The sequence below is a fragment of the Streptomyces sp. NPDC015661 genome, from assembly GCF_043077765.1.
In the GTDB taxonomy this organism is placed as follows: Bacteria; Actinomycetota; Actinomycetes; order Streptomycetales; family Streptomycetaceae; genus Streptomyces.
In genome coordinates this window covers 180,081-195,148 of sequence record NZ_JBIBST010000009.1, presented here as the reverse complement: position 1 = coordinate 195,148, position 15,068 = coordinate 180,081, and the positions used below count along the sequence as shown (strand labels likewise).

At 73.8% G+C, this 15,068-nt stretch carries 12 protein-coding genes; 9 read left to right on the top strand and 3 right to left on the bottom strand.

Translation table 11 applies throughout. From position 1 onward, the window contains the following. The first annotated feature begins 1,284 nt into the window (after window positions 1-1,284). From ACF07V_RS25120 to argF, 3 genes are all read left to right on the top strand, one after another. Entirely contained in the window at window positions 1,285-1,917 is a 633-nt protein-coding gene (locus tag ACF07V_RS25120) for a hypothetical protein (RefSeq protein ID WP_392157337.1), read from the top strand. Between the two features lie 98 nt (window positions 1,918-2,015). Beyond that, window positions 2,016-3,248 carry an arginine deiminase gene (locus tag ACF07V_RS25115; protein ID WP_392157336.1) on the top strand — a complete coding sequence of 411 codons (1,233 nt, stop codon included), beginning with the start codon at window positions 2,016-2,018 and terminating at the stop codon, window positions 3,246-3,248. A 109-nt stretch (window positions 3,249-3,357) separates the two neighbouring features. Continuing rightward, window positions 3,358-4,371: an ornithine carbamoyltransferase gene (argF, locus tag ACF07V_RS25110; protein ID WP_392157335.1), complete on the top strand. Its 1,014-nt coding sequence runs from the start codon at window positions 3,358-3,360 to the stop codon at window positions 4,369-4,371. Window positions 4,372-4,380: 9 nt separating this feature from the next. On the opposite strand, the gene ACF07V_RS25105 is transcribed toward argF, so the two are convergent. After that, complete coding sequence (locus ACF07V_RS25105; RefSeq protein WP_392157333.1) at window positions 4,381-4,932, bottom strand: ATP-binding protein; 552 nt, start codon at window positions 4,930-4,932, stop codon at window positions 4,381-4,383. 234 nt (window positions 4,933-5,166) lie between these two features. Here ACF07V_RS25105 and ACF07V_RS25100 point away from each other — a divergent pair, with 234 nt between their 5' ends. The 3 genes from ACF07V_RS25100 (at window position 5,167) to ACF07V_RS25090 (ending at window position 8,815) form a co-directional block, all read left to right on the top strand. Then, window positions 5,167-5,994, top strand: a complete 828-nt coding sequence (locus ACF07V_RS25100; RefSeq protein ID WP_392157331.1) for an enoyl-CoA hydratase family protein — start codon at window positions 5,167-5,169, stop codon at window positions 5,992-5,994. Further along, window positions 5,988-8,261 (top strand): bifunctional salicylyl-CoA 5-hydroxylase/oxidoreductase, encoded by a 2,274-nt coding sequence (locus ACF07V_RS25095; protein WP_392157330.1) that lies wholly within the window; start codon window positions 5,988-5,990, stop codon window positions 8,259-8,261. Before ACF07V_RS25100 ends, ACF07V_RS25095 begins: the two co-directional genes overlap by 7 nt. 77 nt (window positions 8,262-8,338) lie before the next feature. Further along, window positions 8,339-8,815 (top strand): DUF1772 domain-containing protein, encoded by a 477-nt coding sequence (locus tag ACF07V_RS25090; protein ID WP_392157329.1) that lies wholly within the window; start codon window positions 8,339-8,341, stop codon window positions 8,813-8,815. On the opposite strand, the gene ACF07V_RS25085 is transcribed toward ACF07V_RS25090, so the two are convergent. Together ACF07V_RS25085 and ACF07V_RS25080 are read right to left on the bottom strand one after the other, a co-directional pair. Next, on the bottom strand, window positions 8,812-9,633 hold the full coding sequence (locus ACF07V_RS25085; RefSeq protein WP_392157327.1) for a PaaX family transcriptional regulator C-terminal domain-containing protein: 822 nt from the start codon (window positions 9,631-9,633) through the stop codon (window positions 8,812-8,814). The two genes, ACF07V_RS25090 and ACF07V_RS25085, sit on opposite strands and share 4 nt — an antisense overlap. Before the next feature lie 37 nt (window positions 9,634-9,670). Beyond that, window positions 9,671-11,293 (bottom strand): AMP-binding protein, encoded by a 1,623-nt coding sequence (locus ACF07V_RS25080; RefSeq protein WP_392157632.1) that lies wholly within the window; start codon window positions 11,291-11,293, stop codon window positions 9,671-9,673. 330 nt (window positions 11,294-11,623) lie between these two features. On the opposite strand from ACF07V_RS25080, the gene ACF07V_RS25075 reads away from it, so the two are divergent. The 3 genes from ACF07V_RS25075 to ACF07V_RS25065 all read left to right on the top strand — a co-directional run bounded on the left by ACF07V_RS25075 (window position 11,624) and on the right by ACF07V_RS25065 (window position 15,067). Then, window positions 11,624-13,009, top strand: a complete 1,386-nt coding sequence (locus tag ACF07V_RS25075) for an acyl-CoA dehydrogenase family protein (protein WP_392157325.1) — start codon at window positions 11,624-11,626, stop codon at window positions 13,007-13,009. Next, entirely contained in the window at window positions 13,006-13,419 is a 414-nt protein-coding gene (locus ACF07V_RS25070) for a RidA family protein (RefSeq protein WP_392157323.1), read from the top strand. Before ACF07V_RS25075 ends, ACF07V_RS25070 begins: the two co-directional genes overlap by 4 nt. A 91-nt stretch (window positions 13,420-13,510) precedes the next feature. Beyond that, window positions 13,511-15,067: an MFS transporter gene (locus ACF07V_RS25065; RefSeq protein ID WP_392157321.1), complete on the top strand. Its 1,557-nt coding sequence runs from the start codon at window positions 13,511-13,513 to the stop codon at window positions 15,065-15,067. Window position 15,068: the final 1 nt, after the last annotated feature.

The window sequence follows — 15,068 nt, the reverse complement described above, 5'->3', positions numbered from 1 at the left end:
GCAGGCTTCGGGCAGCAGGGCACCCGTGGCCCCGGGGGCGAGGCCGGTCCAGGTTCCCGGCGTGAGGGTGCCCAGGGCCCCTGGGATGAGGCCGGCCAGGTTCCCCGGTACGGGGATGGTCCGGATTCCCGGGACCAGGCTGACGCAGGCTTCGGGCAGCGGGGCACCCGTGGCCCCGGGGGCGAGGCCGGTCCAGGTTCCCGGCGTGAGGGTGCCCATGGCCCCCGGGATGAGGCCGGCCAGGTTCCCCGGTACGGGGATGGTCCGGATTCCCGGGACCAGGCTGACGCAGGTCCCCGACACGAGGGCGCCGCCGGCCCCCGCGGCCAGGGCACCCCCGGGCCCCGGCCCCCGGAGTCGCCGGGCTCCTGGGACCAGTCCGGTGCCGCCCCGCGGGACCCGTCAGGCTCAGGCCCGCGGTACGGGGGCGCCCCGGGCTCTCGGGAACCGGGCGCTTCGGGGCACCGCGACCAGGGTGGTTCGGGGCCGCGGGACCAGGGCACCGCCGGTCCCCGGCACCCGGAGTCGCCCGGTCCCTGGGACCGGTCCGGTCCGGACCCGCGCGACGAGGACGCCCCCGGCCTCCGGCGCCCGGCCGGGTCAGGCCACCGGGACCAGCGCGCGCCGGGCTTCCGGGACCAGTCCGGCCCGGATCCTCGGCGGCAGGGCGCCCCCGGTCCCCGGCACCCCGACTCGCCGCCCGGCGGGAACCCCGAGCCGGTGGGCTCGTCGTACCCGGCCTCCCCGGGCCCCTGGCCCGACGCCCCCGGTACCGCCCCGGCCCCGGGTACCTCGGGACGGCCCGAGAGTCCCGCTTCGGATCCGTCGGGACGGTCCGGCAGTCCGGGTCCCGCCCCCTCGGGACGGCCCGACAGCGCGGCCCCGGCCCCGTACGGACGGCCCGACAGTTCGGCCCCGGCCCCGTACGGACGGCCCGACAGCCCAGCCCCGGCCCCGTACGGACGGCCCGACCGCGCAGGCCCCTCCGAGTGGCCCGACCGTCGGGCGGAGTCGGAGTCCGACGGTCGGCGCGGGGAGCCGCGGACCCCCGGCCCGACCGGTGGGCCGGGCGGAGACGAGCCGGCGGGGTCCGGCGCGGCGGCCCGGCCCGCCTACCCCACCCAGCCCCCGCCCGCTCCCGAGGCGCCCCCCGCACCCCCGTCCCCCGACGTCGGCGCCTACCCCCGGCCCGTACTGCCCGTCGTCGGGCCGGAGTGGACCGGGCCAGGCAAGGGCGCGCGGCGGGGGCTGGGGCGGCGCGGGCGGGAGGCCGAGACCTCGCTCGTGAACAAGCTGCCGACCGTGCGCAGCCCCGAAGAGGCACGGGAGCTCGTCGTGGGCGCGGGCAACCGCGAGCTGCTCGACGCGCTGCGCCGGCCCCAGGCGTACATCGTCGTCACCGTCCTCCTCCGGGAGATCGCCCGGCGCCTGCCGTCCTGGGAGCACCCGCTGCGCCGGGACCTCTGTGAGGTGGTCGTAGGAAGGAAGCTGTGGGCCGTCGCCCCGCCCGCCGCGCGGGACGACCCCTTCGCGCCGCCGGAGGAGCAGCGCGCGGCGAACGCCGCCGAGCTGTACCGCTGGGCGGTCCGCCCGCTGCTCGCCGGCGGCGACGCCCCCGTCGGCACGGTCGCCGAGCTGCTCTCTCAGCTCCGGACGAGTCCGGACCCGTCCGCCCGCGAGGCGTTCTGGCTGATCGTGGACGGGGAGCGCCCGGGGCTGCCGGACGCCGTCTGGCTCTCGCTCCTGAAGGAGGCGTACGGCCTGCCCCGCACCCCGCACCGTTCCGGACCCGCGCTCTCCCTCGGCGACGACCTCGGCAGCGGCTACACCCGCCGGTTCCTGCGCCGCGCCGCGCTGCTGATCGGTGGTCTGCTGGCCGCGATCCTCCTGATCGTCGTGGCCCAGTGGCTGACCTGACGGGAACGTGACGGGAAGGGGAGGGAGCCGGGTGACGCCCACCGAAAGGACCGGTCGAAACGCGGGCCAGGGCCGCCCGGCTCCGTCAGGATGGGCATATGGGATTCCATGTCGATTCCGAGACCGGGCGGCTTCGCCGCGTCATCCTGCACCGGCCCGATCTGGAGCTGAAGCGGCTCACCCCGACCAACAAGGACGCCCTCCTCTTCGACGACGTGCTGTGGGTGCGGCGGGCCCGTCAGGAGCACGACGGCTTCGCCGACGTGTTGCGCGACCGCGGGGTGGAGGTGCACCTCTTCGGGGATCTGCTGTGCGAGTCGCTGGAGGTCCCGGAGGCCCGCGCGCTGGTTCTCGACCGGGTCTTCGACGAGAAGGAGTACGGGCCGCTCGCCGCCGACCACCTGCGCGCCTCCTTCGACTCGCTGGACGCCGCCGCGCTCGGCGAGGCGCTGGTCGGCGGGATGACGAAGCGGGAGTTCCTTGCGGGGTTCCGGGAGCCGACCTCGGTCCGCTTCCACGCCCTGGACCTGGACGACTTCGTGCTCGGCCCGCTGCCGAACCATCTCTTCACCCGGGACACCTCTGCCTGGATCTACGACGGCGTCTCCATCAACGCGATGCGCTGGCCGGCCCGGCAGCGCGAGACGGTGCACTTCGAGGCGATCTACAAGCACCACCCGCTGTTCACGGGCCCGGAGGCGGGTTCGTTCCACCACTGGTCGGAGGGGCAGTCGGACTATCCGTCGACGATCGAGGGCGGGGACGTCCTGGTCATCGGCAACGGCGCCGTGCTGATCGGGATGAGCGAGCGGACGACGCCGCAGGCGGTGGAGATGCTGGCCCGGGGGATGTTCGCGGCCGGTTCGGCGCGCACGATCATCGCGCTCGACATGCCGAAGCGGCGCGCGTTCATGCACCTGGACACGGTGATGACGATGGTGGACCAGGACACGTTCACGCAGTACGCGGGGCTCGGCATGCTCCGCTCGTACACGATCGAGCCGGGTGACGCGGGGCAGTCCCTGCGGGTCACCGACCATCCGCCGGAGCAGATGCACAGCGCCATCGCGGCGGCCCTGGGGCTGCAGGACATCCGGGTGCTCACGGCGACCCAGGACGTGCACGCGGCGGAGCGCGAGCAGTGGGACGACGGGTGCAACGTGCTGGCGGTGGAGCCGGGGGTGGTCGTCGCGTACGAGCGGAACGTCACGACGAACACGCATCTGCGCAAGCAGGGCATCGAGGTGATCGAGATCCCGGGGAGCGAGCTGGGGCGGGGGAGGGGCGGTCCGCGCTGCATGAGCTGTCCGGTGGAGCGGGACGCCGCCTGAGGGGCCGGCAGGGGCCCGGCGGAGGGGGCTGTATAGAAATGTTGAAGTGCGTATACACTTCCAGAGTCCGACCGCCGTCCTCCCGACCGTACCCACAGGAGCGCGTCCCATGGCCACAGACCTCATCGGCCGCCACTTCCTCAAGGAGCTGGACTTCACCGCCGAGGAGTTCCGCGGCCTGATCGCGCTCGCCGCCGAGCTCAAGGCCGCCAAGAAGGCGGGCGCCGAGGTGCAGCGGCTGCGCGGGAAGAACATCGCCCTGATCTTCGAGAAGACCTCGACCCGCACCCGTTGCGCCTTCGAGGTCGCCGCCGCCGACCAGGGCGCCTCCACCACGTACCTCGACCCCTCGGGCTCCCAGATCGGCCACAAGGAGTCGGTCAAGGACACCGCCCGTGTCCTCGGCCGGATGTTCGACGGCATCGAGTACCGCGGGGACAGTCAGGCGAACGTCGAGGAGCTCGCCGCCTTCGCGGGCGTGCCCGTCTTCAACGGGCTCACCGACGACTGGCACCCCACCCAGATGCTGGCCGACGTGCTCACCATGACCGAGCACGTGGACAAGCCGCTCGACGGGATCGCCTTCGCCTACCTCGGCGACGCCCGCTTCAACATGGGCAACTCCTACCTCGTCACCGGCGCCCTGCTCGGCATGGACGTCCGGATCGTCGCCCCCGAGGCGTACTGGCCGGCTGAGGACGTCGTCGCCGCGGCCCGCAAGCTCGCCGAGACCAGCGGCGCCACGATCACCCTCACCGAGGACGTGCCCGAGGGCGTCGCCGGGGCGGACTTCGTCGTCACCGACGTCTGGGTCTCCATGGGCGAGCCCAAGGAGGTCTGGGACGAGCGGATCGCCGCCCTCTCCCCGTACTCCGTGACGATGGAGGTGCTGCGCGCCACCGGGAACCCGGACGTGAAGTTCCTGCACTGCCTGCCCGCCTTCCACGACCTGGGCACGGCCGTCGGCCGGGACATCCACGCCCGGCACGGCCTGACCGAGCTGGAGGTCTCGGACGAGGTCTTCGAGTCGGCGCACTCGGTCGTCTTCGACGAGGCCGAGAACCGGATGCACACCATCAAGGCCGTCCTGGTGGCGACGCTGGCGGGCCCGGCGGGGGAGTAGCCCCAAGGGCTACGAGTGGCGCCGCTGGGCCGGTATCCCCGGGAGGGTGAACCAGACCGCCTTGCCGTGCGCGGTGGGGCGGTGGCCGCAGTCGCTGCTGAGCGCGCGGATCAGGAGGAGGCCCCGGCCGTGCTCCTGCCACGGGTCGACCTCGGTGTCCGGGTCGGGGCAGACGAGCTCGTCGGGGCCGGCGGGCTGGGAGTCGTGGACCTCGATCTGGCAGCCGCCGGGCGCGGCGAGCAGTTCGACGACCAGCTCGATGGGGCCCGCGCCGGCGGTGTGCTCGACGGCGTTGGCGACGAGCTCGGCGGTGAGCAGCTCCGCCGTGTCGCTGTCGGGCCGGTCGGCGGCCACGGGGTCGATGTCGGTGAGCGCGGTACGGATCAGGGCGCGGGCGATCGGCACGGCGGCGGTGGTGTGGGGCAGCCGGATCCGCCAGGAGACGGCGGCTCCGGGGGTGTCGATGCCGGGGCTCACTGCCGCGGTTCCGGGGCTCGGGGCCGCGGTTGCGGTGGTCACGGCTCCGGGGCTCACGGCCGCGGGTCCGGTGGCTTCGGGCATGGGGGCAGGCTCCCTTCACCGAGGTGCGGGTGGGGCGAGTGGGGTGGGGGATCCCGAGACGTCCTGGTTTCAACCTTACGAGGTGCAAAATCCGCTTCCCAGGGCACCCCCTCCCTCCCGCCAGGGACCTAGGTCGGTCACCGTCGGGACTTTGCGACTGCCCGCGTATCGCGTACTCGTGACGACAGTCACAGTACGGTGATACCCTCCCTGCGGAGGAAGGAGGCCCCTCGAATGAGCCCCTTTACCGGCTCCGCACCCCGCACGTCACGCTGGCAGCATCTGCGCCTGGACATCGACCAGGGCGTCGCCACCGTCACCCTCGCCCGCCCCGCGAAACTCAACGCCCTCACCTTCGGCGCCTACGCAGACCTGCGCGACCTCCTCGCCGAGCTCTCCCGCGAGCGCGCCGTCCGCGCCCTCGTCCTCGGCGGCGAAGGCCGCGGCTTCTGCTCGGGCGGCGACGTCGACGAGATCATCGGCGCCACCCTCGCCCTCGACACCGCCCGGCTCCTCGACTTCAACCGGATGACCGGCCAGGTCGTCCGCGCGCTGCGCGAGTGCCCCTTCCCCGTCGTCGCCGCCCTCCACGGCGTCGCCGCCGGCGCCGGGGCCGTCCTCGCCCTCGCCGCCGACTTCCGGATCGCCGACCCCACCACCCGGTTCTCCTTCCTCTTCACCCGGGTCGGGCTCTCCGGCGGAGACATGGGCGCCGCCTATCTGCTGCCCCGGGTCGTCGGCCTCGGCCACGCCACCCGCCTCCTCATGCTGGGCGAGCCCGTCCACGCCGCCGAGGCCGAGCGCATCGGACTCCTCAGCGAGCTCACCGAGGAGGGCGCGGCGGGGGAGCGGGCCGCCGCCCTCGCCCGCCGCCTCGCCGACGGCCCCGCCCTCGCCCTCGCCCAGACCAAGGCCCTGCTCACCGCCGAGCTCGACATGCCGCTCGCGGCCGCGGTCGAACTGGACGCGGCCACCCAGGCGCTCCTGATGAACGGCGAGGACTACGCCGAGTTCCACGCCGCCTTCACCGAGAAACGCCCGCCGAAGTGGCGGGGATGCTGACCCCACCGGGCGGCGGCCCCGGCCCCGCCCGCGTCGCCGTCGTCGGCGGCGGACCCGGGGGGCTCTACGCCGCCGCCCTGCTGAAGCGCCAGGACCCTGCCCGCGAGATCACCGTCTGGGAGCGGAACGCGCCCTCCGACACCTTCGGCTTCGGCGTCGTCCTCTCCGACGAGACCCTCGGCGGCATCCGGGACGCCGACCCCGTCGTGTACGAGGCGCTCCGCCGCGAGCTCGTCCGCTGGGACGACATCGACGTCGTCCACCGCGGGCACCGCACCACCTCCACCGGCCACGGCTTCGCCGCCCTCGGCCGCCGCCGCCTCCTGGAGATCCTGCACGCCCGCTGCGCCGAGCTCGGCGTACGGCTCCGCTTCCGCACCGAGGCCCCGCCCGCCGCCGTACTCGCCGCGGAGCACGACCTGGTCGTCGCCGCCGACGGCGTCCACAGCCGTACCCGCGAGACCCACGCCGCGCACTTCCGCCCCCGGATCACCACCCACCGCTGCCGCTACATATGGCTCGCCGCCGACTTCCCCCTCGAGGCCTTCCGCTTCGAGATCGCCGAGACCGAGCACGGCGTGATGCAGCTGCACGCCTACCCCTTCTCCGCCGACTCCTCCACCGTCATCGTCGAGATGCGCGAGGAGGTCTGGCGGGCCGCCGGCTTCCACGAGCTCGACGAGGCCGAGTCCACCGCCCGCTGCGCCAAGGTCTTCGCCGAGGCCCTCGGCGGACGGGAGCTCCGCTCCAACAACTCCGCCTGGACCGCGTTCCGTACCGTCGCCAACGCGCGCTGGTCCCACGGCAACACCGTCCTCATCGGCGACGCCGCCCACACCGCGCACTTCTCCATCGGATCCGGCACCAAACTGGCCGTCGAGGACGCCGTCGCCCTCGCCGCCGCCGTCGGCGCCCACCCCACCCTCGACCGGGCCCTCGCCGCGTACGAGACGGAGCGCCGCCCCGTCGTCGAGTCCACCCAGCGCGCGGCCGGCGCCAGCCTGAGCTGGTTCGAGGAGCTCGCCGGGCACGTCGACCGGCCGCCCCGCCGCTTCGCCTTCGACCTGCTCACCCGCAGCCGCCGCGTCACCCACGCCAACCTCAGACTGCGCGACCCCGCCTTCACCGCCGCCGTCGAGGCGGACTTCGGCTGCCCGCCCGGCACCCCGCCGATGTTCACCCCCTTCCGGCTGCGCGGACTGACCCTCCGCAACAGGGTCGTCGTCTCCCCCATGGACCTGTACGTCGCCGAGGACGGCGTCCCCGGCGACTTCCACCTCGTCCACCTCGGCTCCAGGGCCCTCGGCGGCGCCGGACTCGTCATGACCGAGATGGTCTGCGTGAGCCCCGAGGGCCGCATCACCCCCGGTTGCACCGGCCTCTGGACGGACACCCAGGCCGAGGCCTGGACCCGGATCGTCGACTTCGTCCACGCCTCGGCACCCGGCACCGCGCTCGGCGTCCAGCTCGGCCACGCGGGCCGCAAGGGCTCCACCCGCCGCATGTGGGAGGGCATCGACCAGCCCCTCCCGACCGGGAACTGGCCCCTCGTCGCCGCCTCGCCCCACCCGTACCGGCCCGGCGTCAACCAGACCCCGGCCGCCCTCGACCGCGCCGGACTCACCGCCGTACGCGAGCAGTTCACCGCCGCCGCCCACCGCGCCGCCCGCAGCGGCTTCGACCTCCTCGAACTCCACTGCGCCCACGGCTACCTCCTCTCCGGCTTCCTCTCCCCGCTCACCAACCACCGCACCGACGCCTACGGCGGCGACCTCACGGCCCGGCTGCGCTACCCCCTCGAAGTCTTCGACGCGGTACGGGAGGCATGGCCCGCGGACCGCCCCATGACCGTCCGCATCTCCGCCACCGACTGGGCCGAGGGCGGCACCACCGCCGGGGACGCCGTCGCGATCGCCCGCGCCTTCACCGACCACGGCGCCGACGCCATCGACGTCTCCACCGGCCAGGTCGTCCCCGACGAGGAGCCCGCCTACGGCCGCTCGTACCAGACCCCGTACGCCGACCGCATCCGCAACGAGCTCGGCGTCCCCGTGATCGCGGTCGGCGGCATCTCCTCCTGGGACGACGTCAACTCCCTGCTCCTCGCGGGCCGCGCGGACCTCTGCGCCCTCGCCCGGCCGCACCTCTACGACCCGCACTGGACCCTGCACGCGGCGGCCGAGCAGGAGTACCGGGGCCCGGCCGCCCCCTGGCCCGCCCCGTACCGCGCCGGCAGCCGCCGCCCGCCCACCGGCCGCCGGGACTGAGGAACCTGGACGCTCGCGTATGCGGGTGCGACGCGGAACCATGTCCCCCGCACGGGCTCCTCCCCTTGAATGGGGACATGACAGAAAACAGGGGCGGGAAGGGTGCCGGCGCGGTCCTCGGCACGGCGACGGCGATGACGGGACTGCTGGCGGGGGTGTGGTTCGCGTACGTCTGCTCGGTGATGCCGGCACTGGCACGCAGCAGCGACCAGGTCTACGTCGAGGTGATGCGGAACATCAACGACGTGATCCAGAACCCGGTGTTCTTCACCCCGTTCTTCGGGGTGCCGGTCCTCACGGCGGTGGCCGCCTGGCAGCACCGCGCCGGCCGGGCGAAGATCTGGACGCTCGCCGCGTTCGTCCTCGCCCTGGCCGTCCTCGTGGTCACCTCGGCGGCGAACGTACCCCTCAACGACGCCCTCGCGGCGGCCAAGGACCCGGCCGCCGCACGGGCGGCCTTCGAGTCCCCGTGGGTCGCGTGGAACATCGTCCGCGCGGTCCTCGGCATCGCGGGCCTCGCCTGCCTGCTGCGGGCCCTCGCCGTGCGGCGCTAATCACCCGCCAGGAACGGGCCCACGTACTCCGCGCCCCGGTCCCGCAGCAGCTCGTGCAGGGCGGCGAAGACCGCCGCCGAGCGGCGGCCCGGCCAGTCGTCCGGCAGGAGCTCCGCCGGGAGCACCGGGTCCGCGTAGGGCAGCCGGCGCCAGGAGTCCAGAGCGAGGAGGTAGTCCCGGTAGGCGTCCTCGGCGCCCGCCGGGGCCGACCGCCAGGCCCGCAGGACCGGCTCGTGGGCCGACAGGAACTCCTCGTGGAGCCCGGCGATCGCCGGCAGGTCCCACCAGCGGGCCACCGCCCCGGCCGTCGCCGTGTACCCCAGGTGGTCGCCGCGGAAGAGGTCCACGTACGCGGAGAGCTCCAGGCGCTCCAGGGCGTTCCGGGTCTCCTCGTACAGCCGGGCCGGCGCGATCCAGACGCCCGGCGCCGCCGTGCCGAAACCGAGCCGGGCGAGCCGGGACCGCAGCAGGTGCCGCTTGTGCCGCTCGGCCTCGGGCACCGAGAAGACGGCCAGGACCCACCCCTCGGAGAGCTTCGGCTCCGTACGGGCGTAGATCCGGCGGTCGCCGTCGTCCAGGAGCCGCCGGGCGTCCTCCGAGAGGGCGTACCCGGCCGCGCCGCCCGCCGTACGGCCCGGCAGCAGCAGCCCGCGCCGCTTCAGCCGCGACACCGAGGAGCGCACCGAGGGCGCGTCCACGCCGAGTGCGCCGAGCAGCCGGATGAGCGCGGCCACGGGCACCGGCGACTCGTCGGGCGCACGGCCGTAGGCGCCGTAGAAGGAGACGATCAGGGATCGGGGGGTGTGCTGCTCGGCCACGTGATCACTTTAGGGGGTGGTGGACACGTCATGCCGGTCACGCCGGGGCCCGCAGCAGGAAGCGCTGGAGCTTGCCCGTCGCGGTGCGCGGCAGCGCGTCGAGGAAGACGATCTCCCGGGGCGACTTGTACGGGGCGATGCGGGCGCGGACGAAGGCCCGCAGGGCGGCCGCGGTGCTCGCGTCGCGCGGCACCCCGTCCCGTACCACCGTGTACGCCACGACGACCTGGCCGCGCAGCTCGTCGGGGCGGCCCACCACCGCCGTCTCCACCACGTCGGGATGGTCGAGGAGCACCTCCTCGACCTGGGGGCCCGCGATGTTGTACCCGGCCGAGATGATCATGTCGTCGGCCCGTGAGACATAGCGGAACCAGCCGTCGGGTTCGCGGACGTACGTGTCGCCCGTGACGTTCCAGCCGTTCCGTACGTACTCCTCCTGACGGGGGTCGGCCAGATAGCGGCAGCCCACCGGGCCGCGCACCGCGAGCAGCCCCTCCTCGCCGTCCGGGACGGGATTGCCGTCGCGGTCGACGATCGTGGCCTGCCAGCCGGGCACGGGGCGGCCCGTGGTGCCCGGGCGGATGTCGCCGTCGGCGGCGGAGATGAAGATGTGCAGCAGTTCGGTGGCCCCGATGCCGTTGATCAGGCGCAGTCCGGTCCGCGCGTACCAGGCCGTCCAGGTCGCCTCCGGCAGGTTCTCGCCGGCCGAGACGCAGCGGCGCAGCGAGGCCACCTCCGGGGCGGTGCCCTGGGTCAGCTCGTCCAGCATGACCCGGTAGGCGGTCGGGGCCGTGAAGAGCACCGTCACCTTGTGCCGCTCGATCGCCGCGAGCAGCTGCTTGGGCCCCGCCTGTTCGAGGAGGACCGCGCTCGCCCCGGCCCGCAGCGGGAACACGACGAGCCCGCCGAGACCGAAGGTGAAGGCGAGCGGCGGCGAACCGGCGAAGACGTCGTCGGGCAGCGGACGCAGGACGCGCGCGGAGAAGGTGTCGGCGACGGCCAGGACGTCCCGGTGGAAGTGGACGCAGCCCTTGGGCCGTCCGGTGGTGCCGGAGGTGAAGGCGATGAGCGCCACGTCGTCGGCGGCGGTGGCCACCGCCTCGTACGGGCCGGGCCGGTGCTCGGCGAGGGTCAGCAGGTCGTCCGGGCCGTCCCCGCCGAAGGGAGTGACCCGGAGCCCGGGTATCCGGGCCGCGAGGAGCTCGTCGAGCACCTGCGCGTCGCAGAGCGCGTGGGTGCACCGGGCGGCCTCCGCCATCACGGCGAGCTCGGGGGCGCGCTGCTGGGCCAGCACTGTGACGGCGACGCCGCCGGCCTTCATCACGGCGAGCCAGCAGGCGGCGAGCCAGGGGGTGGTGGGGCCGCGCAGGAGAACCCGGTTGCCGGGCAGCACCCGCAGGTCGCTGGTGAGGACGTGGGCGATGCGGTCCACCCGGTCCTGGAGCTCCCCGTAGCTCCAGACCCCGCCCTCGCCGTCACGGAAGGCGGGCCGGTCGGCACCGAACCGCTCCACCGTGCGGTCGAGGAGCTCCGTGCCGCAGTTGAGCCGGTCGGGGTAGTGGAGCTCGGGGAGATCGAAGACGAGCCGCGGCCACCGGTCGGGCGGGGGCAGCCGGTCACGGGCGAAGGTGTCGAGGTGGCCCGAGGGCGTCAGCTCCATGAGGTCGTCCCCCTGTCGTGGTGGGGTCGCTCGTCGCTCCACGAGCGTATCGTGTTGGTGACGACAGTCAACGGTTCGCGACAGAGGCACCGGAGGGCGCGAGGCCGGGGACACGGGAGGGCGCGAGACCAAGGAGGCTGGAGGGAACAAGGACCGGGGTGCCCGCGGGCGCCCGGACGGAGGCGCCGGAGGGTGTGAGGAGCAGGACGCCGGACGGTGCCAGGCCACGGACGCCGGACGGCGTGAGGACCGGGGTGCCCGCGGGCGCCCGGACGGAGGCGCCTGACGGCGCAGGGACGAAGACGCCCGGGGGCGTCAGAGAGGGCCCACATGCCCGCATTCTCGCTCGATCCGGCACAGACCACCTGGTGTGCGCAGCTCAGCGCGCTCGCCGCCGACCGCCTGAAGCCCCTCGCCGACCAGGGCGAACCCGGCAGGGTCAACCGCCCCCTCGTCGCCGCACTCGGCGAGCTCGGCCTCCTCGCCCGCCTCTTCGAGGCCGGGGCCCTCGACCTCTGCCTGCTGCGCGAATCCCTCGCCCGGACCTGCACCGAGGCGGAGACCGCCCTCGCCCTCCAGGGCCTCGGCACCCACCCCGTCGCCGCCTTCGGCACCCCCGCCCAGCGCGCCCGCTGGCTCCCCGAGGCCACCGCGGGACGCGCCGTCGCCGCCTTCGCCCTGTCCGAACCGGACGCCGGCTCCGACGCCGCCGCCCTCGCCCTCGACGCCGTCCCCGACGGACGCGGCGGCTGGCGCCTGCACGGCGAGAAACGCTGGATCTCCAACGCCCCCGAGGCCGACTTCGCCACCGTCTTCGCCCGCACCACCCGGGGCGCCGGGGCCCGCGGCGTCACCGCCTTCCTCGTCCCCGCCGACCGCCCCGGCCTCGGCGGGGAGGCGCTCGACATGCTCGCCCCGCACGCCCTCGGCACCCTCACCTTCGACGGCGTCCCCGTCGGCCCCGAGGACCTGCTCGGGGAGCCCGACCGGGGCTTCCGGGTCGCCATGAACACCCTCAACCTCTTCCGGCCCAGCGTCGGCGCCTTCGCCGTGGGCATGGCCCAGGCCGCCCTCGACGCGGCCCTCGCCCACACCGCCGCGCGCCCCGCCTTCGGCGGCGTCCTCGCCGACCTCCAGGCCGTCTCGCACCGCGTCGCCGAGATGGCGACCCGCACGGAGGCCGCCCGCCTGCTCGTGTACGCGGCGGCGGTCGCGTACGACGAGGGAGACCCGGACGTCCCGCGGCGCTCCGCGATGGCGAAGCTCCTCGCCACCGAGACGGCGCAGTACGTCGTCGACGCGGCCGTCCAGCTGCACGGGGCCCTCGCCCTCCAGCGCGGCCACCTCCTGGAACACCTCTACCGGGAGGTCCGCGCACCCAGGATCTACGAGGGCGCGACGGAGGTGCAGCGCACGATCATCGCGAAGGAGCTGTACGCGAAGCTGCCGCCCCCGCCGCCCCACGAGCAGCCGGCGGCGGGGGACCCGTACGCCGCCAAGCAGGAGGAGCCGACGGCGGGGGACCCGTACGCCGCCAAGCAGGAGGAGCCGACGGCGGGGGACCCGTACGCCGCCAAGCAGGAGGAGCCGACGGCGGCGGCCCCGTACGCCGCCAAGCAGGAGGAGCCGACGGCCGGGGCCCCGTACGGCCGCGAGCACGAAGGGCCGATCGCGGGGGACCCGCACGCCCGCAAGCAGGAGGAGCCGACCCCATGACCCTGCACCGTCACAACCCCGCCGAACTCTCCCCGCCCACCGGCTTCTCGCACGCCGTCACGGCCACCGGCACCCGCCTCGTCTTCCTCGCGGGACAGACCGCCCTCGACACCGAGGGCAAGGTCGTCGGGGAGACCCTCACCGAGCAGTTCGCCACCGCCCTGACCAATCTCCTCACCGCCCTGCGGCACGCCGGCGGCACCCCCGCCGACCTCGCCCGGGTCACCGTCTACACCACCGACGTCCCCGACTACCGCGAGCACGCCCACGAACTGGGCCGGATCTGGCGCCGGTTGGCGGGCCGCGACTACCCGGCGATGGCGGTCATCGGAGTCGTACGCCTCTGGGACGAACAGGCCCTGGTGGAACTGGACGGCTTCGCCGTCCTGGACGAACCCGCGCCCGCTTGATCAATTGGTCACCCACACAGGCGGGGCTTAGTGTCGAAAGGTGGACTGACCGGCCCACGGCTCACTCACCCGGCGAGGTTCGAGGCGCCACATGAGTACACCCAAGCCGACGACACCGGAACAGACCGCCACCCCGAAGAAGGGCAGTGACGGCAAGGGCATCGCGCTGTTCGTGATCGCGTCCTGCCAGCTGATGGTGGTCCTCGACATCACGATCGTGAACATCGCGCTCCCACACATCCAGAGCGCGCTGGACTTCTCCACGACCAGCCTGTCCTGGGTCGTCAACGCCTACACCCTGACGTTCGGCGGCCTGCTGCTCCTCGGCGGGCGCGCGGGCGACATCCTGGGCCGCCGCCGGGTCTTCATCTTCGGCGTGCTGCTCTTCGGACTGGCCTCGCTCTTCTGCGGACTCGCGCAGACCGAGTGGCAACTCCTCGCGGCCCGGTCACTCCAGGGCGTCGGCGGCGCGATAGCCTCGCCGACCTCGCTCTCCCTCATCACCACGACGTTCGACGAAGGCCCGGAACGCAACCGGGCCTTCGGCGTTTTCGCGGGCGTCTCGGCCGGCGGCGGCGCGATCGGCCTGGTGGCCGGAGGCATGCTCGTCCAGTGGCTCGACTGGCGCTGGATCTTCTTCGTCAACGTCCCGATCGCCATCGTGATCGCGGTCCTCACGCCGCGTCACGTCAAGGAGTCCGAGCGGCACCCCGGCCACTTCGACCTCGCCGGCGCGGTGACGGCGACCCTCGGCATGGTGGCGCTGGTGTACGGGTTCATCCGGGCCGCGCAGGAAGGCTGGAGCGACCCCTACACGATCGGCTCGTTCGCGGCGGCGATCGTCCTCCTGTCCACGTTCATCCTCATCGAACGGCGCTCCCAGCAACCCATCACGCCGCTGCACATGTTCGCCGACCGCAACCGCTCGGGCACCTACGTGATCATGCTCTGTCTCGCGGCGGCCATCTTCGGGATGTTCTTCTTCCTCACCCTGTTCGTGCAGCAGGTGCTGGGCTTCAGCCCCCTCACGACAGGGCTCGCGTTCCTGCCGGTCAGCGCGATCATCGCGGTCGGCGCGGGCTTCACGTCCAATCTGCTGCCCAAGTTCGGCCCGAAGCCGTTCATGGTGACGGGCTCGCTGCTCACCGCGGTCGGCCTGTCCTGGCTGACGCTCACCGATGTGAACTCCACCTATGCGGGCAGCATTCTCGGACCGATCCTCGTCTTCGGTCTCGGCATGGGCCTGATGTTCGTCTCGCTGACCATCATGGCGCTGTCGAACGTCGAGCAGAAGGAGGCCGGCGCCGCGTCCGGCCTGCTCAACTCCACCCAGCAGGTGGGCGGTTCGCTGGGCCTGTCGATCCTGGTGACCGTCTTCGGCACGGCCAGCCGCAACGAGGCGGACAAGCAGGTCCCCGCCTTCCTCGCCCAGGCGGGCCCGCTGGAGAAGGCCCAGTTCGCCAAGACCGGCCAGCTCCCACCGCCCTGGAGCGACCAGGTCCTCGCCACGGGCGTCTCCGCGGGCTTCGTCACGGCGGCCATCTTCGCGGTCGTCGGTGCCCTGGTGGCCATCTTCGTGATCCAGGTCCGCCCCTCGGACATCGAGCGCCTGAAGGGCGGTGGCATGATGCCGGGAGCCGGGGCCTGAG